Below are 22,757 nucleotides of genomic sequence, written 5' to 3'. Positions count from 1 at the left end.
GGTATGGAAAATTCGAGCGTCAGGAGTATAAATGCGTATTAACACCGGTAGTATTATACAAAGTATAGATGCTGAAAGGAAAAAAGTGGAAAAAGCGACAGTGAGTGCATTAAACAAAACAGCAATATGGCTAAAATCAAAAGCAGCTAAGGAAATCAGTGAGGAAAAGAAGGTAAAATTAAGTTTGATAAGAAAGAGATTAAGAATTTTTAAGGCGAAAACTAGCAGATTAGAAGTGTTAATTAGAGCAAATCTCTATGACATTAAAGCATCGGCAATTGGCAAAATACAAAAAACAAGAAGAGGATCGAAAGTAGGAAAGCATGAGTTTATAGGAGGATTTGCAGCAGTTATGCCAAAAGGAAATAGCGGTATGTTTAAACGTGAAGGAAGGGCAGCATTGCCAATAAAGGAAGTTAAGTTGCCACTAGAACCTGAGGCTTCAAGGATAATAGGGAATCTTGTTAATTATGAGGTTGAGAAAGTATTTACAAAATTTTTTGAACGTGAATTAAGTTATATTACAGGAAGTGTATGAATTTTAAAGATTTGCATAACGCAATTTGCACCACACTGAAGAAAGAAATACCAGCAATACAGACATGTGAAATTTATCCATCGATAAGAAAGGAATTAGTAGCGCCAGCGGTGTTTGTGGAACTTAGCGGATTTGAAAAAGGACATGATCCTGGAACAGAAGAATTAGCGCTGAAAGCAAGATTTGAAGCGAGGATTGTGATTGATAGCACAATAGAAAATGCAGCTATTATTGTCAGGTCATTAGCAGCAGAAGTAGCAAAAGTAGTAGATAAAAATACTTGGAACGTAAAAAATGTTTCACCAGGAGAATTTATCTCTGCAGAAGTTGACGAATTTAGACCTGAATTAGATGCATATCTTGTGTGGATGGTAGAATGGGTGCATACAATACACGTAGGGCGATCTATTTGGAAAGAAGGAAAATTTATGCCACACAAAATAGAAATCGGTGAAATAAATGTTAGAGAATAATTTTGCGATTGCAGAATTACAGAGGAAATTAGCCAATATTGTCCGTATAGGAGTTGTAAAAGAAATAGATTGTGAAAAAGCAAAAGTAAGAGTGAAAATAGGAGAATTTTTAACAGATTATTTACCATGGATAACAAGCAAAGCAGGAAAAGATAGAAATTGGTCTCCACCAGATATCGATGAACAAGTAATGGTATTTTCTCCTCTTGGTGAACTATCATTAGGAGTGGTATTAGGAGGAATATATCAGGAAAAATACTCTGCACCAGAGGATAAAAAAGAAATAAATAGTGTGAAGTTTCAGGATGGAACAAGATTGTTATATGATAAAGAGAAGCATCATTTAGAGATTGAAGTAGTAGACAAAATAACACTGAAAGCTGGGGAATCGAGCATAGAGATGACGAAGAGCGAAATAAAACTGAAAGCAGATAGAATAAACCTTAATTAAATGAATAAATCGGTTGTACGAGTAGGAGATTATTGTGTAGAAGTAACACCGCATTTTTGCATTAGTGGGAGTAACAATGTTTCTGTAAATGGTAAGCCAATGTGCAGACAAGGAGACAAATTTAGTGAAGGAAGAGCATTAACTGAAGGATCAAAAACAGTGTTTGCAAATGGGTTTGGAGCGGGAAGAGTAGGAGATATAGTTTCATGTGGGTTTAAAGTAATAAAAGGCAGTGAAAACGTGTTTGCAGGCTAAAAATGGAAGGGATGGACTCCAAAACAGGAAAAGAATTAGAAGGAATAGAACATCTGAAACAATCAATAATTGATATACTGACCACTCCTATTAACAGTAGGATAATGAGAAGGGATTATGGGTCTAGACTATTTGAATTAGTGGATAAACCAATCAGTAGAGATTTAACACTTGAGATATATGCAGCAACAGCAGAAGCTTTAGGGAAATGGGAAAAAAGATTTAAATTAGAAAAAGTAAAAATAACAGAGGTGAAAGAAGGAAAAGTAATACCAATTCCCACTATATAAAGAACAGATAGACAATAATGGGAAAGAAGTGATACTAAAGTAGATAAAATAGAGAGGTATAAATGGCATTAAGGTCAAAACTATTAGACGAAAAAGTTGTAAATTTGGCGAAAGAAATGTTAAAAAAGGTCAGAAATAACGCATATGTTTCAAAAAAGTTACAAGCGGTGATAGCAGGAAAAGAAAGTAGTATAAGCGCTGTGGCAAGAATATGTAAAATTTCAAGGACTGCTTTGACTGAATGGATAAAGCATCTAAAATTTGGTAGAGTAGAAAGATTATTTTCCCCGTCTCAGCGGCGAAGAAAAAGCAAATTAAACAAAAATCAACGTGAGCAAATTGAAATATGGGTAGAAAGAAATCCAAATATTACTATTAAGGAAGTGCAAATAAAAATCTCAGAGGAATTTGGCCTAAACATTAGCAAATCAACAGTGCACCGTGAGATACAAAGGATGAAGTTTTCTTAGAGCCTGTTCATAATCTTTTCAGAAGCAAAGCAGCGAAAGCAAGAACGACCATTTGCAGGCTAGTGTTGAGTTTCCGCTCGCAATTTTTCCACAATCGCCTACATTTTTGCAACCAAGCAAAAGATCTCTCAACAACCCATCTTTTCGGCAATACGACAAAGGTGTGTAATTCGTTTCGCTTTATTACTTCAACGGTAGCGCCAATAGTTGCTTTTATTTGTGTTGCAAAATTTTCTCCTGTGTAGCCAGCATCAACTAGTATATTTTTAACTTCAGATAGGTTTTCTTTAGCATTTTTAACCATTCTCACAGCGCTACTACGATCAGTTATTTCTGCCGTTGTTATATAAATTGCGTGGGGTAAACCTTGTGTATCTACCGCAATATGGCGTTTTATTCCTGAAACCTTTTTGCCTGCATCATAGCCTTTTTCTTCAGCAGTATCTGCATTTTTTACGCTTTGTGCATCAATTATGCAGAAGCTGGTTTTTTCTTTCCGACCATTGTTTTGTCGGACCACGCCAACTATTTTTTTTTAATACCAGCTCCAGAACACTTTCTTTATTTGCATCTGCTTTTTCACTCCACTTCTTAAAATAGTCGTAACAATTCCGCCATTTTGGAAACTCTTTTGGTAACATTCTCCACTGGCAGCCACTTTTTAAGACGTATAACACTCCACAAAATACATGATATAAATCAAGTGTTCTTGGCTTTGTCCTCTTCCTGCAAGACTCCAGATCTGCTACAATAATCTCAAACTTTTCTCGACTTATATCACTTGGATATAAACTTCGCATATCCTACTTTATATACTTTATCCTCTCATTCTATCCCTTTTTTGAGATCACGTACAGGCTCTTACATAACACCGAGGCCAATTCACCATAAACAAGATAAAAACAAGCAAGAAGAGTTTAAAAAATACTTCAATAAAATAGTCAATTCCCACCCTGAAAAGGAGGTATTTTTTTGATGAATCACGATTTGGAACTCATTCAAAAATCGGACACGGATGGTTTAAAAAAGGGGTCAGAACACAGGTTAAAATGAAAATTGGTAGACAAAATTTCTATATCTACAGTGCGGTAAATCCAAGAAGTGGTAAGAAAATTAGCCTACTTGCTCCATATGTAAACACTGATTGTATGAATATATTTCTGGAGCAGATGTCGAAAGATTTAGGCACGAAAGAAGCCTTTCTTGTAATGGATTGTGCAAGTTGGCATAGATCAAAAAGTTTGAAAATTCAGGAAAACATTACCATCATATACTTGCCTCCTTATTCACCGGAACTGAATCCTGTTGAAAGGTTGTGGCAATATATCAAATACAATACTTTACGCAATAGTATCTACGATACCATAGGTTTACTTGAAGATGTTTTGTGTAATTTTATTGTCAATATTTCCAGTACTACTATTAAACGAGTTTGTAATGTTTCTTATTTGTTCGGTCAGTAATGGATTTTGGTATCACAACTATAAAGCAAAAAATTATACAGATCAGAAGGTCAGAAAATATGTTTTAGCAGAACACAACGTTTACTATAAAAATGATTTAGAGCAAAAAGACTCAATACACGAATTAGAAAATTACATTTTAGTATTTTACCCAGGAGTACTAAAGTGGCATGAACATCGACATTTGCACAGAAGTTGGAAAAATAGTCAAGTAATATCTCTAATAAGTTAAGTACTTATATTTAGATCCTCATATATTATATTAACAATAGTTTAAAGTGTATGAAATAAAAAGAAAAGGACTTGCTTTCTTATGCTAAAAAGGACATGAATTAAATAGCAGCAGGTAAACATAAGAAATTTATCTGGCGCTAGAAAAGCTAATTTTGTGAGGTAAGTATGAAGTTTAGCGAAGAAAAGAGAGAATCTTTTAGTAAGTTTTTTAAAGAAGTATCAAGTAACGGGTTTAAAAACATTAATAAAAGAAATGAAGAAGGAGAGACGATATTGCACCAAGCAGTAGAAATCTCTGATTACAAAACAGCGAGGTTATTAATAAAAAAAGGGGCAGAGGTAAATGCAAGAGATAAAAATGGTTATACACCACTACACTGTGCAGTATTTGCGAAAAGCTTAGAAAATGTAAAAGTGCTGCTAAGGGAAGGAGCAGAAGTAAATGCCACTCAATATGTCACTGGATGTACGCCACTACACTCTGCATGCAAAATAGGAGGAGCAGGAGTTGAAATAATAAAAGAGCTAGTAAAAGCAGGAGCTGAGGTTAATCAACTGAATAAATATGGTGCAACACCAATGTATTACATTTGGGAAAGTGAAAAGTATCGTCTATGTGATAGCAAAGAGAGTGAAAGGGCGAGTAAATTTCTGAGAGAAAAAGGAGGAATAACAAAAAGTAGAGAACTGACGTGCTATGGAATAGAGAGGATAGTGGAAGAAATAGCAGACATGCTGAATGGGAGCTATATGCCGGAGCTAAAAATAATAGAGATAGAAGAAATAAGAAAGAGAGACAAATCACTAATAAAGGAAGAATGTGAAAATTTAGCAAGCAAAATAATGAGCCAAGTAAATGAGATGATAGATGAGGTGGTGAAAAGGAGGGCTTAGAAAAGGGATTTAAATTCAAAGAAAAGGTGAGGTAGGTCATGAGTAAAAAAGGAAAAGAGGAGTCACTATTAGAGAACTCATATAAAAATATTTATGCAAGAGACAAGAATGGAAGAACAGCTCTACATTATGCAGTAGAGGTAAAAACAGTGGAGTTATTAGTCGAAAAAGGAGCGAATGTGAATGCTAAAGATATAGAAGGATACACAGCACTGCACCTAGCGGTAACGGAGAAACGTCTAGAAATCGTGAGGGAATTGATAAAATCAGGAGCAGACGTAAATGCTGAGGAATATGGAAATAAATGCATACCTCTACACCTTGCGTGCATGGTAGGTGAAAAAGAAATAGTGGAGGAGCTAGTGAAAGCTGGAGGAGAAATAGAGCAAGCGGATAAATTTGGAATGACAGCAATGGATTATAGTAAAGAAGTAACCGAGGTATTAAAGAAAGAAACAGACAGAATTGAAAAGTTATTTATGAAAGGCTAAAAATATGGAGGAAGAAATAGAAAAGAAAGTAATGAATTTAGAGAGAAAACCTTTGGGTGAGCTGAGAAAAACGTGGAAGAAGGTATTTGGGGAAAAGGCGCCTAGATACTCAAAGAAATATCTGATACCAAGATTAGCTTATAGAATGCAGGAAAAAGCGTATGGAGAAATGTCAAGAAAGGGGACAAAAAGACTAGAGTATCTGGCAGATCGGCTAGAGAAGGGAAAAAGAATAAGTAGCGATAAACTGCCAGTAGAGGGAACAGAGCTAATATTAGAGAGAGGGGAAGAGACTCACGCAGTAATGGTAACAGATAAGGGTTTAATCTACAGAGAAGAATTTTTCACATCATTATCAGCAGTAGCCGGAAAAATAATGGGAATGAGTTACAATGGGCCGCTCCTATTTGGTTTGCGTGATCAAAAGGGAAGGGAAAATGTGTAAAGGGATAAGATGTGGAATATATACGAGAAAGTCAAATGAAGACGGTCTAGAGCAGAAGTTTAACAGTTTAGATGCGCAACGAGTAGCATGTGAGAAGTACATAAAGAGCAAAGAAGGCTGGGTAGCATTGGCCAAAAGGTACGACGATGGAGGTTTCTCAGGAAAGAATTTAGAAAGACCAGCAATAAAGGAATTATTTGAAGATGTAAAAAAAGGAGAAGTAGATTGTGTAGTAGTATATACGCTAGATAGATTATCAAGGGAAACAAAAGACAGCATCGAAGTAACATCATTTTTTAGAAGACATAGAGTAAATTTTGTAGCAGTAACGCAGATATTTGACAATAATACGCCAATGGGAAAGTTCGTACAAACGGTGTTATCAGGAGCCGCACAACTAGAAAGAGAAATGATAGTAGAGAGGGTAAAAAATAAAATAGCAACATCAAAAGAACACGGACTATGGATGGGAGGAACTTTGCCGTTTGGGTATGATGTAAAAGATAAAGAATTAATAATAAATGAGAAAGAAGCAAAAATAGTAAAGCATATATTTGCAAGATATTTGGAGCTGAAGTCAATGGCAGAGTTGGCAAGAGAGTTAAATAGCCAAGGGTACCATACGAAATCAGATATCTTTAAAAAAGCGACGGTGAGAAGAATAATAACAAATCCAATATATATGGGAAAAATACGGCATTATGAGAAAGAGTATGAAGGAAAACATGAAGCAATAATAGAGGAAGAAAAATGGCAAAAAGCGCAGGAATTGATAAAGAATCAACCATATAGAAAAGCAAAATATGAGGAAGCGCTACTTAGGGGAATAATTAAGTGCAAGAGTTGTAATGTGAACATGACGCTGACATACTCAAAAAAAGAAAATAAAAGATATCGATATTACATATGTAACAATCACTTAAGGGGAAAAGGTTGTGAATCAATAAACAGAACTATAGTAGCGGGAGAAGTGGAAAAAGAAGTGATGAAGAAAGCTGAACAGCTATATGAAAAATGGGGAAAAAAAGCGGAAGAGTGGAAAAATTTAAGTTTTGGAAAACAGAAAGAAGTAGTGAAAAAGTTAATAAAAGGAGTAATGGTAAAAGAAGATGGAATAGAAATGGGTTCGGAGGATAAGGTGGAATTTATACCAATAATGAAGAAGAAAGGAAATAAATGTACAGTGATTGAGCCAGAAGGTAAAACAAACAATGCGTTACTGAAAGCAGTGGTAGGAGCCCACCTATGGAAACGTCAGCTAGAAGAGAGAAAATATGCAAGCGTAGGAGAGCTAAGTGCCAAAATTAATATAGGTACAAGACGTATACAACAAATTTTAAGGTTAAATTATTTAGCACCAAAGATCAAAGAAGACATAGTAAATGGGAGGCAGCCAAAGGGTTTGAAGTTAGTTGAATTGAGGGAAATACCAATGCTGTGGAGTGAGCAGATGAAGAAATTTTGCAAATTAGCGATTTAAAAATCACACGATTAATACTTTACTAATACAAATTAGCTACATAAGAGATACAAAGAAAAAAATAATATGAGAAAACTAATTACCGGAAAAACTAATGAAGCAGATATAACCTATGAGTTGCCATTTGATCAAGATCAGTTAACAAGCAAAGATAAAAAGGAGCTTTTTAAGCTATTAAAAAGGATACAAGAGGGTAAAAGTATCAGTGAAAAAATTAGTAAATCCTTTCATGATACACGAAAGATTCCGTGGATACTAATAGTTGATATATATGAACGTAGAAGAGACGTATTCACACTATTACATTATGCTAGATTTTGCAAGAATAAGCAAGCTGAGAATGATCTTTTAGAAGAAGCTAAAAAACATGGGCTTTTTAAGGAGTTTAATCGTACGAAAATAGTCTCGGACTACTTAGGAAGTCATGGAGAATTAATACGTACATATAGTACTGTTAAAGATGGTGTAGTAAGGGTAGAAGGTTTTGAGCCTTGGGATGATAAGGAAGTGATGAATCCAAATATGACAAGTGACAAAGAAGAAAAAAACTCGTTAATAGAAACTATTATGGAAGGATCAGTGGCTTAGAACCTGTTCATAATCTTTTAAGGAGTAAAACAGCAAAAGCTAGAACAACCATTTGTAAGCTAGTGTTGAGCTTTCGCTCGCAGTTTTTCCACAAACGCCTACACTTTTCCAACCAAGCAAAAGAACGTTCAACGACCCATCTCTTTGGCAATACAACAAAGGTATGTAATTCACTGCGTTTTATTACCTCAACAGTTGCACCAATAGTTGCTTTTATCTGAGCTGCAAAATTTTCTCCTGTATACCCAGCATCAACCAGTATATTTTTAACTTCAGAGAGATTTTCTTGTGCTCTTTTAACCATTCTCACAGCACTACTACGATCGGTTATTTCTGCCGTTGTCACATAAATTGCGTGCGGCAAACCTTGTGTATCTACTGCAATATGACGCTTTATTCCTGAGATTTTTTTACCAGCATCATAGCCCTTCTCTTTGGCAGTATCTGCATTCTTTACACTCTGTGCATCAATTATGCAAAAGCTGGTTTTTTCTTTCCGACCATTGTTTTGTCGGACCACGCGAACTATTTTTTTTTAACACACGCTCTAGAATGCTTTCTTTAGCTGTATCTGGCTTTTCACTCCATTTTTTGAAATAATCGTAACAATTGCGCCATTTTGGAAATTCTGTTGGTAACATTCTCCACTGGCAACCGCTTTTTAAGACGTACAATACTCCACAAAATACCTCATACAAATCAAGTTTTCTTGGTTTTGTTTTTTTCCTGCAAGACTCTAGATCTTTTACAATAATCTCAAATTTTTTCCGACTTATGTCGCTTGGGTATGAGCTTCTCATATCCTTCACTATCTATATTATCCTCTTATTTTATTTCTTTTTTGAGATCATGTACAGGCTCTTATAATATTTCAGAAGATATTGAAGAAGTTTCGGATAAGAATAAAGAAAATTTTTATGGAGAACAACAAGAAGAAACCGCAGAAACTGGCACTCAGCCGTGCAAGAAGATTAATAATGGTGAAGATTATGAAAGGAATGAAGAAAATCAAGGGAATTTCGCTAACTCAGGAAGAACGGTGGTAAAAGAGCTGAATGCTTTAAGAATCTTTTCTTCTAACCCTTGTGTTAACGATAAATCTTTCAAAATTGCAGATGAAGAATCATCAACAAAAGCAATGCAACGGAGAGCGATTCTGACTGGTGCTGTTGGGGTGGTGCTACTGGTAAGTGGTATTGTATCACATATTATGAAAATGCCTACTATAGGAACAGTTGGAGTGATTGCTGGATTGGCATGCATAAGCTTTGCGTTGTACAGTACCCTAGAACCGAGTACAAAGCTAGAGAAGGTAGAAGAGCTCTTCCGATCCAACGCAAGAGAACATTCCTAAAAAACACAGATATTAAAATAATTTCCTAAGAAATACTTCTAATTTACTAACCAAGTACTAAACCTGCTGCTATTTTCCTCAAGGCAATCCATCAACTTAATAGGTATATTGTTTACACTACTCATCTTCGTAGTCAGGATATTGTGGAGGAGCCTCTCCTTGCTTTTTAGTAACTTTTGGATATCTTGTTCCAGCTTCTGCTTCAATAATGCCACAACATTCTACTAAAAATTCCCAATTATCGCCATAATCAAAAAGAAAAATCATTTTTTTATCTGGCTCAAAAACCTTGTAGATATAAGAATTTTTGACGCTTTTTTCATTAGGCATAAACTATAATCAGTATTATAAAATAAAGTGTATACTTCATTACTTTCATAAATATCGTTTATGTTACTATAAAAACCAAATTAATGATCTAACTCAAAACTAAAGACCTTTATGATAGTTTCTGCAAATTTATAAAGACAGCTTTCAATTCCATCTCACGGTAGATTTTTTTGTCTAGAGAAACTTTAAATAAGTATACTTTCTTTTTCTTATCCACTTAATTTATCTTTAACTTACATTAAATTAACCAATAGCAAAAAAACAACACAAGTCAAACATAACCTTACCCACATATCTTACCCTATTCGGACTATTAGGAGAAATGCTATACTTTAGAAAAAGCTTAACTGAACTTTCATTCGTTCTGACAACACATACTTACTTTTAATGACCGATGATATGGTCGTTGCTGGAAATAGGCGTTCTTAGGCCTTGAAGATGACTGTTTACTTTCGGCAAATCGTCTAAATCATGCTCTATTTTTTGTGTTTCCATCTCAAATTTAAATCCCAATTTTTCACAGAATTTTTGAAAGTATTCTCTAATAATAGAGAGCAAGTTTCTATCTCCTTCTTTATAATTTTTTAATTCCTTGGGAACAGTGAGTGATAATTTACCGTCTTTATAGGTTACACCATCTTTTCCATCTTGAGACTCAAGTGTAAATTCCAGTGAGGTGGATAGACCACATATTTTTTCCCCTGGATTATCAAATTTGATTACAGGTATTTCCATATCAGACTTTACTCTTATGTTATTATGGTCAGTGTAATCAATATTCATTACTTTGTCAGGGTCTTGCGTTGTTAATCGATAATTGCTAAGTGCAGAGTGATATTCAATAAATATACCTGCTAAGTATCCTGCTTGATTACAATTAGTAACTAGTTCTTCTAAGATAGGGGCACTCGGAACTTCTGCTTCAGCATATTTAAACATTTCCTTAAAAACTTCCTTTACAAATGGTCGGTAGTTCTTATTCTCATCTCCTACTTTGAGTAATAGATGCATATGCTCTCTTCCAGCATTGTAAAATCTCTCAAAATCTCTACCGTACGAATTGGTTTTCTGATAATCAGGAATTTCAGGATTTTCACAATGACTTTCCCACAATTCACTTAACGCGTTATATGCAAGTTCTTTTTCAAGATCCTTAAGGACTGAATTAACAAAAGCCCTGCCATGATCTTTATCTATTTCTCTTTGTTTTTTGCTTGCGGCTTCAGCGCTATATATATCATAACTATTAAAAAGGTTGCTTTTGCGATATTTCGCTCCTTCCATTAACACAGAGGTTAAAACTGTATCTATAATCTTTCCATTAATAACAAAGTTCATTCTTGGAAGATCGAAATACATTGTTTCACCAGAGTGTGCTGATTTATTGCTCTCGCCAGCCTTTAATTTACTAAAGCTAAATTCTTTAATTTTAACCTTCAACGTAACTATTGGATTTGCTTCTGTCATAGTCCGTACTTATTAAAGCCCCTAAACTTGATTATAACATAAGAACCATTAATAGATTATTAACAACACCTAAACGCAACAAAGGCCTTACACCATCTGTACAACAAATACGCAAAGACAATAGAACTTTATTATATTCTATCTATAATGATTCAAAATAGCAAGCCTCAAACTAGAAGCCTGCTACCACTTACTGGTTACTTTACATCAATCTTCTTGATGTGTTTCTCTGACTTAGGTATGGTTACATGTAATACTCCATCTGAAAAACTAGCAGATACTTTATCTCGCTCCACATTTACTGGAAGCTGAATAGACCTATAGAAAGAGCCATAGTACCTTTCTCGATGATAAAACTGCTTATCTTTTGACTCGTTATCACATGTCTTTTCACCCTTCACTATTAAGCTATCGCCAGATATACTAATATCTATGCTTTCTTTGGAAATACCTGGTAACTCTAATGAGAGGCAATAGCTTTCCTTTGTTTCATAAAAGTCACAAGCTGGTAATAGACTGTTGCTTCTTCTGGAAAGCTCTGGATTCCATCCTGTAAAGAAGCTATCAAATATGTCATCAACGGCCCTTTGTAACCCTCTTACACTAAAGTTATCACGGTTATTGTTTTTATTTGAATGAACTATATTACTCATGTTGTACCTCCTTTCACTAATATGTGCATTATGTAATCATTCCACTTGTTAGTTTCAATACCTTATACCAAATATCATAAATAAGTAGGCAAATAACTCACAGAACAAATAGTTTTGATCGAACTTTCCGTAATATTACGAATGAATGCACATATAGTATCCTCCAATAAACTAATACCAATTCCTAAAAATAAATAGACAAATAAAGAAAAATTTCTAAAATAGAACAATTTAAGAATTAGTGAGGAGTTATGGCAGGAAAAAGTAAAGCAATAGGAGAAGAATGATATAATAAGTGTAACCTGGAATTAAAGAAGCACGGAATAAGAGGAGAGATAGGAAGAAGATTACAGGCAATAATATCTGGAAAAGAATATGGAATAACAAAAGTTGCTCAAATATACCGAATTACTAGAACTACATTGATGAAGTGGATTACAAGATTTAAGGAAGGAGGAGTCGATGCGTTTAAAATACAACCAGGACGTGGAGTAAAGCCGAAGTTGAGCTACAAGCAGCAAGAAGAAATTAAAAATGTCATAGCAGAAGAAGGAGCCAACCTAACGGCTAAGAAATTAAAAATCATAATTGAGAAAATGTTTTCTATTGAGGTAAGTAAGTCTACAGCACATGGACTGATGCAAAAGTTAGGTTTTTCGTATATTACTCCAAGGCCTGTGCACAATAAACAGGATAAAAATAAACAAGAAAAGTTTAAAAAAAAATCTTAATGAAACTATTGTCACGTATCCCGAAAAAGAGCTATTTTTCTTCGATGAATCGCGGTTTGGCACACATTCAAAGATTGGACACGGGTGGTTTAAAAAAGGCATTAGGACACAGGTTAAGGTGAAATTAGGTAGGCAAAACTTTTATCTCTATAGTGCAGTTAATCCTAGAAATGGAGAGACTTCTAGTTTATTCGCACCAAACGTCAATACTGATTGTATGAATATATTCCTTGAGCAGATGTCACAATATTTAGGAACAAGGGAGGCATTTCTTATTGTGGATTGTGCAGGATGGCATAGATCCAAAGGTTTAAAAATACCACAAAATATTACCTTAATCTACTTACCTCCATATTCACCAGAGTTAAATCCAGTAGAGCGTTTATGGCAATATTTGAAAGACAATCTCATTAAAAATAGAATATATGACTCTGTTAGTTTATTGGAGGATACTATATGTGCATTCATTCGTAATATTACGGAAAGTTCGATCAAAACTATTTGTTCTGTGAGTTATTTGCCTACTTATTTATGATATTTGGTATTATACCTAAATTTTGGATTAGTGATAAAAAAGCTAGAGGAAGAATGGACTATGGATTTGTCGAATTGGACTTTGAATACTTGATATCTTCTTTCCAGATAGATTGAAAACGAAGTTGTATAAAAAATGCTGCTTTGAATGGTTATTTTTGAAATATTTGAGCCTGATTTTTAAATTCCCCTTTCATTTACTAACTGATTGCAATAAGCTTCTTTCATAAAGCTAGATGGAACATATGATTTTTCTATTGTACAATCTGACTGTTTCATAGTTTTAGCTAACTCTTCAGAAACGTCACTGTTTATTTCAAAATAACCATCTTCTATGCCTATAGAAACATTTTTTCCTCCTAAAAGACAGCTCCCCCCTAAACTTGATTTATCCTCCAACTTACTAAAACGTGCTATGCTTTCTTCGTTGGCGAGCTTTACTTCTATTTTATTATTATCTCTATCACTAGGAGATAAATAAACACTGACCTTCCCAAAGTAAGTAGTAAAAGACATTTCAATTCTACCCTCCGAAATGTCGGTGTAATTCCTAACTCCTTCTTCATTTTCAACTCTAACTATACTTTCTCCAACTTGAAGCATACCAATTTCCAGACCTAAATTTTTAGCTTTTTTATTGTTGAATATTCTTGCAACTTCGACAACACTATCTTTTGGATATTTTATACAAAAGTGTCCATTGTCCATCTCTAACTCAAAATCATGATCATCAGTTTTTACACTTACGTCTACGATACTTTTGTACACCAAGTCCTTAAGTTCTAAAAGTATTTTTTCTCGTTGATCTAGAGCGTATCTATCTGAGCAAATTATGTTCACGAAATCGCCATGTTCTTCATCGCTAAATCTATTTAAAGACGCACCTCTTGATACTATTTGCAATATCTTTTTCTCATCTAAAAATCCATAAATTCGGGTAGTATCGTAAGAAAAATATAGCTTTTGCAATGTATCAATTATGCGATCCACTAAAGATATATTAGCTTTATACGGAAGAGTGAACATTACTCTTTGTTTCAGCGCCTCGCTTACAATTTTATCAAGTCTTTTATTGCACTCTTCATAATCCTCTTCATTACCATAGTTACCCAAAGCATCCAATTCATCATGAATATTATCTATTTTTTGCCAAATACTTTCATATTTTTCTCTTTCTCTTTCTCTTAATTTTACTTTTGCTAAGGAAAAAGAATCTTTTTTACGTATTATGTTTGCATTGTAGACTAGTTGACCGTAGGTCCTACCAACAATTTCATCATAATCAAAGCAATAGCTAACATTATAGTCACTTTCACTAGTTGATTCCTGATCATTGCTACTTTCATCGTCATCTTTATTCCATACTTCAATATCGTAATCAGTGTTTTCAAGGTTTTTGTCTTCACTTGTTCGATAATCTTGATTGTTTTCTACTTTTTCGTACAGCCAGGTTGATTTTTGATCATCGCTACTTTCATCGTCATCTTCATTCCATACTCCAATGTCGTAGTTAGTATTTTTAGGTTTTTTATCTTCACCTGTTTGATAATCTTCTGCTTCTCTATATAGCCATATTGATTCCTGGTCATCATTATCATTGATACGCCTCATTTCCACTTTTGTTGTAGACTGAGGTCTTACTATTTCTTTTCTTACGTTTTCTTTGTTTAATTCATCTTCAAGAGACACTTCATTACTAATATAGAAGTTTTTCTGTTTTAAACTCTCATTTTCATTCTGCAATGAACTAAATTCTGCAAACAGTTCTTCACGCTCTGATAAATAAACATAGAGCTGGCCTATTACATCATTAAGTTCCTTATCTTTTTCTAATATCTGGTTTTCATAATTACTCTTCAAATCCTCTATACTGTCTACCAGCACTACACTTTCTTTTCTTAGTCTACTTGAGTTAGATTCAACCAAATTTAACCTTTGCTGTAACTCTTCATTTTTTTTGTCTATCATCTGTATTTCACTCTTCATATCTTCTAATTTGCTGTCCAAGTTCCCTATTATGTCATTTTTATTCTTCACGTCCAATAATACTTTTTCTATTTCTTGTTTTAGCTGTTCAATTTCTTGGCCATTTTTAGTTAATTCTCTTGTTTTTCTTTGTAATTGAGCTTCAAGCTCTTTAATTTTCTTTTCTAGGATCTGATTTTTCTTGCTGAGCTCACTCACTTCTTGATCATACTCTTCCGCTATACCTTTATAGCATTCCAAGAGCTTTTCATTTTTCTTGAGATCAAAGTTTTCTTGTTGCAGCCTTTCTATTTCACCATCTGAATTATCTATTACTTGGTTACCCTCACTACCAATCTCAAATATCTCTTCAGAAGTAATCGTAAAATCTTTAAATACGCAAGGCAAAGTAGTGTCTTCAAGGTTATTACTATCAAATGAGTTATATTGTACTACCTGCCTTGAACTAGGCATACTTATACCTTTCTATTAACAAAGGCACACAATGCATTATATTTACTATATACGCAACTGATTTAAACATAATTTATTTACTAATTCATATTGTGAATTTTTATAAAATAGGTTTATATGCAAAATATTATAATAACGTTAAAGCACGTAGCTAATACCATTATTAGTACAGTATAAAGGGCCTTTTTGCCTATAATTGAAGAGTTTAAGCAAATTCATAATATACCTCATTTATCTTCTAATAACGAAAATTTGTATCGAAACAGATAAGACCATAAGTATGAAATTCAAAGAGGAATGAATCAGTTAAATCAAGAATAGATGTTGTGTTATAGTAGTGATTATGCTAATTATTGGGTCGTTTGGTTAAAAGGTAATTGTGAAAAGGGGTAAGAATTTGACTGAAGATAAAAAATTAGCATCTGATATTCTAAAAGAGGTTGCAGGTACTGGTACTGCTGATAGTGATAAAGTGACATTGTTTGACATTAAAACAGCTTTACAAGAACGTGGTTTTGGTATTTTAATAATCATCTTCTCCTTGCCGCTATCGGTGCCTATACCGGTTCCACCTGGTTATACAACTATTCTTTCTATACCTTTAATCTTGTTTTCATTACAACTTCTGCTTGGGTTTCATTCTCCCTGGATGCCACGTTGGTTGGAAAGGAAATCCTTTAAACGTTCAACATTAGCCCTTGTGGTTAAAAAAACTTTACCTGCATTAAAAAAAATAGAAAAGTTCATGAAACCGAGAATGTCTTTTATCTTCTGTGGGCCAGGTGAAAAGATTTTGGCATTTATAATGCTGGTTTGCGTATTGGTGATAGCCAATCCGTTTCCGTTGACTCACTTCATTCCAGCAATCGGTACGACTCTTATTTCACTTGGTATTATGAATAAAGACGGGCTTGTCTCGATACTTGGAGTGTTGGTATCCTTGTGTGGAATATTATTTGCTCTTATTGTAATAGTAAAAGGTCCACAGCTTATAATTAGTGCGTTTTCTTTTCTCAAGAGTTTTGCATACGGTTAATCTTGAGCTATTAGCAAATTAGATATTCTATAGAAATACCATGGCAACCAGTGTGGAAGCAAATTCTTTTGTTTACTGTTTGTGTCTCAAAAGCATAAAAAAGTACGTACTGTTGTGAGAACAATTTAAACAAAAGCGGCGTTTTAAAAGTAAAAGCTTGGAATTTTTACAACAAAGTTAGGCAAAACAGTTCATATGTAGATTTAGCGAAAGTAAGGCAATATAGGTGATTTCAGCGTATAATAAAATCACCATATAAAAAAGTTCGTATGTATCGTTTGGAAGACCAATTGATTCCAAGAGGAACACTTCTCACGGGCAGAAGTTTTGGTTGCTGAAAGTGGATGTATTACTCAGTTTTTAGTGATGTATGAAATTAAAATAATATTAATTTATTTAGAAATAGAAAGGAGCAGTGAGTACGCTGCAGTAAAAAAACAGAAGTTTATTTGTAAGTACTGACTCAAGTTTTAAAAGCATAAACTATGTATTTCAAATAAAATGCTAAAAAACTCTTGTTTAGCTAATTCTATTAACCATAATGTGTTATATTTGATATAATCAGTATTGAAGGTTGCATTATGTTCAATGGCGCATCGTGTTCTGTAAATCATTCAGAAAAAAATTCAAGTTTTTCTAAGCAAATATCTGGTCAATCTAAGTCAATAAAAAGTCAAAGGGAAGGTACTAGCATTCAAAGTGACTTGAAGCTGCCAAAAGATTTTACAATAGGAAAATCAATTGATGGGAAAGATTGTTTTTTTGATTCAGTTGTACAAGGTCTTAGACAGATTAAACCTGATGTGAACTGTACTGTAAAATCTTTGAGAGAGGTTTGTGGTAAGCACGCTTTCAACAATAAAGAAAAAATGAAAGATAAAATTATAGAAGATACTAAAAATTCTAGCAATACTACAATAGCACTTCCATTGCCTGAGATTAATAATGATGTCTTATGGGAGACTTATTTGGTTGGCATGCAATACACTGTTAAAGATATAGAGAAAATGAAAGATGAAAGACCACACTTATATAAAGAATTAACTGACCTAAAGTATGGAAGTAGATTACGAGCCCCTATATGTGGCAGGCCTGAAATTGAGGGGAAAATGATTTGTAATGAGTATAAGATAAGATTGCATTTAATTGAAGTAACAACCACTATTGATGGAAAAAATGTACCTATACATAACATTCTTGATAGTGAAGGTTATCAAAAGAATGTGTTAAGCTCTGAAATTCTTAGTAAAAAAATTTACAATGAAAAAGATACTATACATATACTAAGTATTGGAAGTTTTCATTTTGAGCCAATTTTAAAAAATACAGTGGAGGAATTACACAAAAGATTTACCAGTGTTATAGAAGACTGTAGTCTTTCAGAAAATGAGAAGGTTGTAAAGCTACAAGATTTTTTCAAAGTATGTCCAAGGCTAGATATTAATTTTCAGGTTAATGAACATAATGATACACCTTTACATATTGCTGCTTATCTTATAAGGGGGAGTCAAAAACTGTTAAGTTTTTACTGAGAGTGGGAGCACATGTTGATATTTCAAATAATGAAGGAAAGACTCCTATAGATATTGCTGAAGAGAATAACAGGAAAGATATTGCTAAGATAATGCATCCTCTTGTTTCGTATAAAGAAGTTGATGTACCAGGAGATGGTAATTGCTTATTTTGGTCTGTTGCTTTAGCTTACTTAACTCCCGTAAAATTTGATGATTATGCTTTCTATAAGAGGTTTAAAAAACTATTTGAAGAAGGTTATGATGTACAGGCAATGCAAAAGCTAATACAAGACAATATAAATGTTTATGGGAATAACACACTAAGGAAGTTAGTAACGAAAGTATTCCGTATTGAAGTCATTCATGCAATGTATTCTAACCGAGAAGTACTTGAAACAAAAATTAATATGACAGATTTTTTTGAAAGTTGGAATGAAAGTTATTTTATAACAGGTATCTTTAAAGAAAAGTTTAAAAGTAAATTCAATGATAAAAAAATTAAGCAGTATAATATTGATGTTAATAAGCTCCAGCCTGATTTCTTTAATGAAGATGAAGTAAAGAGAATTCGCACTGAGCTTGATAAGATGCAAGAATGTAGTCAACTTCAGCAGTTTATGTTCGAAGCTTATTTAGAATGTATGGAAGTACCTGGAGCTTGGGGCGGAGAATATGAAATATATACAATATCTAAATTACTAGAGACTATGATAATAGTATCTCAAAAAGGCTCAGAAGATCGTATATATAATGAACAGAGAAAATATTATAATAAAATACACTTATCTTATAAGGAAGAGCAGCATTATCAATTTTACCAAATAGAGCATTCAAATTTGATAAGTTTTGTTATAAGTTTTGTACAGTTATTCGAAATTAAACTTGCTGCATACGATGCATTTGGGAATATGCTGAGGCAAGAAAAAAGAATGTTTCCACAAGAAATTAACATTGATGGGTTTGTTCGGTGCATTTTTGGAATTTCAGCGTATACAGGTGAAAGGATGGTGTCTAATATGAGATTATCTTTGAAAGTAGGTAATGTAACAAAAAAAACAAAAAGTTTTGTTAGTCTATCAGATATGATAGAGACGTTTAAAAGATATAGACTGGATTTTAGAAAAATATTAGTGGATGCTGGATGCAATATTTTTCAAAGTTTTGAAATGCAGTTTGAGAAAATAGGCTTTGATCATGTTTCAAAGATAGCAGATGATACTATAGATAAGATAATTGAATATTACACTCAGAAAGAGCATAAGAAAAAATTGGATTGTATAGGGATAGCTGAGGCTCTTATTTCTGATAAATACTCGCAAGAGGTACCTGACAAGATAGTAAAGTATGGAAAGAAAAATTATAGCCTTAGAGATTTATATGAAAATATTGAAATTATAAGAGAGGAGAAATCTTCTTTTGTCTATTATAGAAGGAATAACGAAGATAAGTCTGGTCAGTATGGTTATCGTCGTTTTCTTATTGGTGAAAGAAAAGACACAACATATATTGGAATAGAAGCTAAAAATAAGGGATCAGAAAACTATCTTTATACTTTAGATTCACAAGACTTTAAGAAAATCGTGAAAGAGGTATTTAATATTATTAATCAGGAAATTCAAGTGCCAAGCACGAAAATAATTCAAAACTGTATAGTAAAAATTAAATCCCATATTGAACTGGAGGTAAGCTTTTTAAGCAATTACATCTTACCTTATCGTCAAGACCGTAAAAAAAGCTTTAATGTACATATGAAATCCTTCAAAGAAACAGCGAAGTTGAGAGAAAGTGAAAAGGCAACAAACAGCAAAAACCGACTAGATAGAGCTAAAAAAAATAGTAAAATTATATCTTTGATGGAAGAGAATTTAAAAAAAACATCAAATTCACTTTATTGTCAAAAAGTGAAAAAAACATTTGTAAGCCATACTGAAGCAATTTGTCAAGACTATGTCAATTCCTCCGACTTACAGTGCACTAGTACAGCAAGACCTAGGAACCTTTGGTCTCGTATAAAGGTACCAAGTGAAAAAGGATTAGTGTCTTTGTTTAGAAAAATAAATTTAAAGGATGTGTGCGCTCCAGTAGGGGAATTCACTGGAAGGGATGAACAAATAGATGAGATATATGAGAAATTACAGGAAGGGGCAGTAGCAATAGTAGGTCCATCTGGCATTGGCAAAACTCAACTAGCTAGAAAATTTGTTGAAGAAAACAAAGGAGTTTATCTTCATGCCTATGAGGTAAATACTCAAGATATATTGTCTATAGAAAGTTCTTTTGCTTCCCTTGTCCGAGATAGGCTAAGCATGTGTATGGAAAGAGAAAGAAATAAAGAAAGGAAAAAATGCCTCTTTCTTTTTCAGGGAGTTAAAAAAGAAGATCTAAAGAGGATTTTAAAGATCAGAGGTCAAAGAGGTGGTTTTGATTGCTTGTTTACTTCTTCTGATCTGGATTATCAAGATATATCAGAAGTATCTTTAGATAGTCTTCGAGAAAAACACGCTGTACAACTTGTCAAAAGAATTTTAGAGATAGTAGATGGATCACAAGATGAACAAATAAAAGCACTTGTAGGAAAGCTTAAAGGTTTTCCATTAGCTATAAAGCTAGCAGCAGCGTGTATAAAGAACAAAGGATCAAGTCCTTTGGGTGAAGCATTTGGAATTTGTGAATATTTAATACAGTATGAAAAGTTCGATCAGAAACTTCCACGAAACACTGGACAAAATGAATACGCTAGGATATTACAAATAACATCACTAATTTCGATAGAAGCAATAGAAGAGATGTATTCCGGAGAAGAAGTTTTCAAAATTTTAAATGCTATGGCTTATTTTGGTTGTAGTGAAATTAACCCCAGTGTATTTCTTGCCTGGATCAGAGATGAGGATGAGCTATATTCCGTTTTCGAATTGCTAGAACAGTATTCTATGATTTATTCAGAAGAGGAAGATAAATACAAAGTTTATATTATGCATGAATTAATAAAAAAAGCAATACGTTCACAGCTTAATATAGATGAGGAAAAACAAATATTAAGCTGTGTCATAGGACTGGTATCTGAAACTGAAGGAGGTTTTTTAGAGGTAAGTCATCTCTTATCTTTGTTTGAGCATAGTCAAAAATATGACTATCTAATAGGGGAAAATAAGAATTTTCCTTGTTTAGTCTTAAGTAGCTTAAATAAGTTGTGTGAGTATCAAAAAGTTATCAATCTTGCGTCAAAATCATATGAATTACTTACTGTAGATGATGGATATTCAAGATTAATTAAATATGAGTTCGCCTGTGCGCAAGCTAGTTTAGGATGGTATAATAGAGCGTTAACAATCTTTCTAGATTTAAAAAAATTAGAGAAGACAAATGGTGCATTCTCTCCTATTGCTTTGGATAAAAAAATACTTTCTACTTATCTCAAACAAAAAAATTATAAAGAAGCATTGTCATACGTTAAACGTAATGACTTTATAGTCACGAGGTTATTTGACGAAGAAGCTCTGGAATCTATAGAAGAATATCTGAATGTAGCAACTATTGTAGCTAAAATATTCGTAATGCAAAAAAAGTATACTGAGGCTTTTACGATTTTGTACTATGTAAGACAACTGAGAGATGAAATTTTCCTTGAAAGAAATGATTTTAAATCTCATGGTGATCCTTATATTTATCCTTCTGAAGCGTATGAATTTTATAACTTAGATGAAAAATATGCCTATGCCTTAGCGTGTTTCTTTATAAGTCAAGATAGAAAAAAAGTAACTATAAATGAAAGAATGCTACCATGTGAAGAGGATTTATCACCCAAGTTGAGTATACAAGCTTTACTTGAGCAGCTGCAAGATGTTCTGAAAAATCAAGAAGATAGTCAGTACTTGCAACCTGCTCCTTATTCCATCGAAGAGAATATAGATGAAGGGCTTCGGAAAACATTAAGCAATAGAACGTTACAATATTTTAAAAAAGTGCTGAAGCTGCAAAAAGACTATGAGTTTTCAGAGAGTGCTGCTATAGTACTATCTGTCAAATTTTATATAGCTCTTTTACATTCTGATTTAGGAGAAAGGAAAAGAGCATTACAGGAACTTCAACAGCTGCAAGAAATACAGGAGGAAATTATAGGGATAAGTCATCCTGATACTTTGGAGACTGTAGATGCTATACAAAAGTTGTTTACTAGGGGTGAGGATAGATTAATATATTTAAAAAATGAGATAGAAAAAAGAGAATCACTCTTACAATTTAAAAGATCTGATTTGAATGCTCAAGGTGTTTCAATCTTAAAAGAAATGTATGCAAAAGAAAGTAGCAACTATTATCCTTCAGTCAATACTTCATCAAGTGAAGATTTGCTGTCTCAAGATAAAAGGCCCTTAGACATAGGGAATACACAAGCTAAAAGGAGAAAAATAGACAATAAGCAGGTAAGTAGTTATTTTAATGATGTCAACGTTGATCTTAGCTATCAGCAAGATGCTATAGTTAATTTATCATGTATATAGTTATAGTCTCAGTCTCAGTCTATATTAAGTCTATAGTATTATTTGTTTTTCTTTCTATGTATATGTATCACTTGGTAGACTAACCCATCCTAAAACGAACAATTCTCACATTTTTTAGTTTTGAGCGC

At 33.4% G+C, this 22,757-nt stretch carries 21 protein-coding genes and 3 pseudogenes; 18 read left to right on the top strand and 6 right to left on the bottom strand.

The features are described from left to right. Positions 1-31: 31 nt before the first annotated feature. From ABWU24_RS01270 to ABWU24_RS01245, 6 genes and pseudogenes are all read left to right on the top strand, one after another. Positions 32-538, top strand: a complete 507-nt coding sequence (locus ABWU24_RS01270) for a phage tail protein (protein WP_264685223.1) — start codon at positions 32-34, stop codon at positions 536-538. Continuing rightward, complete coding sequence (locus ABWU24_RS01265) at positions 535-1,011, top strand: hypothetical protein (protein WP_264685224.1); 477 nt, start codon at positions 535-537, stop codon at positions 1,009-1,011. The genes ABWU24_RS01270 and ABWU24_RS01265 overlap by 4 nt, the downstream gene beginning before the upstream one ends. Then, positions 998-1,462: a phage baseplate assembly protein V gene (locus ABWU24_RS01260; RefSeq protein WP_264685225.1), complete on the top strand. Its 465-nt coding sequence runs from the start codon at positions 998-1,000 to the stop codon at positions 1,460-1,462. Before ABWU24_RS01265 ends, ABWU24_RS01260 begins: the two co-directional genes overlap by 14 nt. Beyond that, positions 1,463-1,717, top strand: coding sequence for a PAAR domain-containing protein (locus ABWU24_RS01255; protein WP_264704364.1), 255 nt, complete (start codon positions 1,463-1,465; stop codon positions 1,715-1,717). Positions 1,718-1,719: 2 nt separating this feature from the next. Beyond that, complete coding sequence (locus ABWU24_RS01250) at positions 1,720-2,007, top strand: GPW/gp25 family protein (RefSeq protein ID WP_353274303.1); 288 nt, start codon at positions 1,720-1,722, stop codon at positions 2,005-2,007. 62 nt (positions 2,008-2,069) lie between these two features. Then, a pseudogene (locus ABWU24_RS01245) lies at positions 2,070-2,474 on the top strand (IS630-like element ISWpi10 family transposase); the annotation flags it as partial. Positions 2,475-2,484: 10 nt separating this feature from the next. On the opposite strand, the gene ABWU24_RS01240 reads toward ABWU24_RS01245, so the two are convergent. Beyond that, positions 2,485-3,277, bottom strand: a protein-coding gene (locus ABWU24_RS01240; RefSeq protein ID WP_341815401.1) for an IS5 family transposase whose coding sequence is annotated in 2 segments (ribosomal slippage) — positions 2,485-3,012 and positions 3,014-3,277 — 792 coding nt in all. Because the reading frame shifts where the segments join, the coding sequence is not laid out codon by codon here. Positions 3,278-3,336: 59 nt separating this feature from the next. Between ABWU24_RS01240 and ABWU24_RS01235 the strand changes: the two are divergent. From ABWU24_RS01235 to ABWU24_RS01205, 7 genes and pseudogenes are all read left to right on the top strand, one after another. Continuing rightward, a pseudogene (locus ABWU24_RS01235) lies at positions 3,337-3,940 on the top strand (IS630 family transposase); the annotation flags it as partial. A gap of 13 nt (positions 3,941-3,953) precedes the next feature. Next, a pseudogene (locus tag ABWU24_RS01230) lies at positions 3,954-4,172 on the top strand (phage tail protein); the annotation flags it as partial. Positions 4,173-4,339: 167 nt separating this feature from the next. Then, positions 4,340-5,068, top strand: coding sequence for an ankyrin repeat domain-containing protein (locus ABWU24_RS01225; protein ID WP_265039209.1), 729 nt, complete (start codon positions 4,340-4,342; stop codon positions 5,066-5,068). A 38-nt stretch (positions 5,069-5,106) separates the two neighbouring features. Next, positions 5,107-5,559 carry an ankyrin repeat domain-containing protein gene (locus ABWU24_RS01220; protein ID WP_338481571.1) on the top strand — a complete coding sequence of 151 codons (453 nt, stop codon included), beginning with the start codon at positions 5,107-5,109 and terminating at the stop codon, positions 5,557-5,559. Between the two features lie 4 nt (positions 5,560-5,563). Next, complete coding sequence (locus tag ABWU24_RS01215; RefSeq protein ID WP_341815864.1) at positions 5,564-6,004, top strand: DUF2924 domain-containing protein; 441 nt, start codon at positions 5,564-5,566, stop codon at positions 6,002-6,004. Then, positions 5,997-7,484, top strand: a complete 1,488-nt coding sequence (locus ABWU24_RS01210; RefSeq protein ID WP_341815865.1) for a recombinase family protein — start codon at positions 5,997-5,999, stop codon at positions 7,482-7,484. The genes ABWU24_RS01215 and ABWU24_RS01210 overlap by 8 nt, the downstream gene beginning before the upstream one ends. A gap of 66 nt (positions 7,485-7,550) precedes the next feature. Beyond that, the gene (locus tag ABWU24_RS01205) at positions 7,551-8,072 is read left to right on the top strand and encodes a hypothetical protein (RefSeq protein ID WP_353274301.1); all 522 of its coding nucleotides are present in this window, start codon (positions 7,551-7,553) and stop codon (positions 8,070-8,072) included. 7 nt (positions 8,073-8,079) lie between these two features. Here ABWU24_RS01205 and ABWU24_RS01200 read toward each other — a convergent pair. Then, positions 8,080-8,872, bottom strand: a protein-coding gene (locus ABWU24_RS01200) for an IS5 family transposase (RefSeq protein WP_353274778.1) whose coding sequence is annotated in 2 segments (ribosomal slippage) — positions 8,080-8,607 and positions 8,609-8,872 — 792 coding nt in all. Because the reading frame shifts where the segments join, the coding sequence is not laid out codon by codon here. A gap of 41 nt (positions 8,873-8,913) precedes the next feature. Between ABWU24_RS01200 and ABWU24_RS01195 the strand changes: the two genes are divergently transcribed. Further along, the gene (locus tag ABWU24_RS01195; RefSeq protein ID WP_353274300.1) at positions 8,914-9,426 is read left to right on the top strand and encodes a hypothetical protein; all 513 of its coding nucleotides are present in this window, start codon (positions 8,914-8,916) and stop codon (positions 9,424-9,426) included. 117 nt (positions 9,427-9,543) lie between these two features. Here ABWU24_RS01195 and ABWU24_RS01190 read toward each other — a convergent pair whose 3' ends face one another. From ABWU24_RS01190 to ABWU24_RS01180, 3 genes are all read right to left on the bottom strand, one after another. Beyond that, the gene (locus ABWU24_RS01190) at positions 9,544-9,756 is read right to left on the bottom strand and encodes a plasmid pRiA4b ORF-3 family protein (RefSeq protein WP_141456728.1); all 213 of its coding nucleotides are present in this window, start codon (positions 9,754-9,756) and stop codon (positions 9,544-9,546) included. Between the two features lie 384 nt (positions 9,757-10,140). After that, positions 10,141-11,223 (bottom strand): hypothetical protein, encoded by a 1,083-nt coding sequence (locus tag ABWU24_RS01185; RefSeq protein WP_264339566.1) that lies wholly within the window; start codon positions 11,221-11,223, stop codon positions 10,141-10,143. Between the two features lie 197 nt (positions 11,224-11,420). Further along, entirely contained in the window at positions 11,421-11,876 is a 456-nt protein-coding gene (locus ABWU24_RS01180; protein ID WP_141456730.1) for an Hsp20/alpha crystallin family protein, read from the bottom strand. Between the two features lie 302 nt (positions 11,877-12,178). Here ABWU24_RS01180 and ABWU24_RS01175 point away from each other — a divergent pair. Continuing rightward, positions 12,179-13,142, top strand: a protein-coding gene (locus ABWU24_RS01175; protein WP_264704656.1) for an IS630 family transposase whose coding sequence is annotated in 2 segments (ribosomal slippage) — positions 12,179-12,592 and positions 12,594-13,142 — 963 coding nt in all. Because the reading frame shifts where the segments join, the coding sequence is not laid out codon by codon here. Positions 13,143-13,321: 179 nt separating this feature from the next. Here ABWU24_RS01175 and ABWU24_RS01170 read toward each other — a convergent pair. After that, a complete protein-coding gene (locus tag ABWU24_RS01170) occupies positions 13,322-15,580 on the bottom strand; it encodes a hypothetical protein (protein WP_264704374.1) in 2,259 nt (752 codons plus the stop codon). 379 nt (positions 15,581-15,959) lie between these two features. Here ABWU24_RS01170 and ABWU24_RS01165 point away from each other — a divergent pair, with 379 nt between their 5' ends. From ABWU24_RS01165 to ABWU24_RS01155, 3 genes are all read left to right on the top strand, one after another. Further along, on the top strand, positions 15,960-16,616 hold the full coding sequence (locus ABWU24_RS01165; RefSeq protein WP_141456732.1) for an exopolysaccharide biosynthesis protein: 657 nt from the start codon (positions 15,960-15,962) through the stop codon (positions 16,614-16,616). 581 nt (positions 16,617-17,197) lie between these two features. Further along, the gene (locus ABWU24_RS01160; RefSeq protein ID WP_341815866.1) at positions 17,198-18,148 is read left to right on the top strand and encodes a hypothetical protein; all 951 of its coding nucleotides are present in this window, start codon (positions 17,198-17,200) and stop codon (positions 18,146-18,148) included. A 2-nt stretch (positions 18,149-18,150) separates the two neighbouring features. Continuing rightward, positions 18,151-22,629, top strand: coding sequence for an ankryin (locus ABWU24_RS01155; RefSeq protein WP_341815867.1), 4,479 nt, complete (start codon positions 18,151-18,153; stop codon positions 22,627-22,629). Positions 22,630-22,757: the final 128 nt, after the last annotated feature.

Source organism: Wolbachia endosymbiont (group B) of Hofmannophila pseudospretella (assembly GCF_964028515.1).
In the GTDB taxonomy this organism is placed as follows: domain Bacteria; phylum Pseudomonadota; class Alphaproteobacteria; order Rickettsiales; family Anaplasmataceae; genus Wolbachia.
The sequence above is the reverse complement of the archived record's forward strand: the minus strand, read 5'-3'. Positions and strand labels throughout refer to the sequence as shown.

Coding starts and splice junctions, on each gene's coding strand:
- ABWU24_RS01270 (WP_264685223.1), top strand. CDS start 32: ATGCGTATTAACACCGGTAGTATTATACAAAGTATAGATGCTGAAAGG.
- ABWU24_RS01265 (WP_264685224.1), top strand. CDS start 535: ATGAATTTTAAAGATTTGCATAACGCAATTTGCACCACACTGAAGAAA.
- ABWU24_RS01260 (WP_264685225.1), top strand. CDS start 998: ATGTTAGAGAATAATTTTGCGATTGCAGAATTACAGAGGAAATTAGCC.
- ABWU24_RS01255 (WP_264704364.1), top strand. CDS start 1,463: ATGAATAAATCGGTTGTACGAGTAGGAGATTATTGTGTAGAAGTAACA.
- ABWU24_RS01250 (WP_353274303.1), top strand. CDS start 1,720: ATGGAAGGGATGGACTCCAAAACAGGAAAAGAATTAGAAGGAATAGAA.
- ABWU24_RS01225 (WP_265039209.1), top strand. CDS start 4,340: ATGAAGTTTAGCGAAGAAAAGAGAGAATCTTTTAGTAAGTTTTTTAAA.
- ABWU24_RS01220 (WP_338481571.1), top strand. CDS start 5,107: ATGAGTAAAAAAGGAAAAGAGGAGTCACTATTAGAGAACTCATATAAA.
- ABWU24_RS01215 (WP_341815864.1), top strand. CDS start 5,564: ATGGAGGAAGAAATAGAAAAGAAAGTAATGAATTTAGAGAGAAAACCT.
- ABWU24_RS01210 (WP_341815865.1), top strand. CDS start 5,997: ATGTGTAAAGGGATAAGATGTGGAATATATACGAGAAAGTCAAATGAA.
- ABWU24_RS01205 (WP_353274301.1), top strand. CDS start 7,551: ATGAGAAAACTAATTACCGGAAAAACTAATGAAGCAGATATAACCTAT.
- ABWU24_RS01190 (WP_141456728.1), bottom strand. CDS start 9,756: ATGCCTAATGAAAAAAGCGTCAAAAATTCTTATATCTACAAGGTTTTT.
- ABWU24_RS01185 (WP_264339566.1), bottom strand. CDS start 11,223: ATGACAGAAGCAAATCCAATAGTTACGTTGAAGGTTAAAATTAAAGAA.
- ABWU24_RS01180 (WP_141456730.1), bottom strand. CDS start 11,876: ATGAGTAATATAGTTCATTCAAATAAAAACAATAACCGTGATAACTTT.
- ABWU24_RS01170 (WP_264704374.1), bottom strand. CDS start 15,580: ATGCCTAGTTCAAGGCAGGTAGTACAATATAACTCATTTGATAGTAAT.
- ABWU24_RS01160 (WP_341815866.1), top strand. CDS start 17,198: ATGTTCAATGGCGCATCGTGTTCTGTAAATCATTCAGAAAAAAATTCA.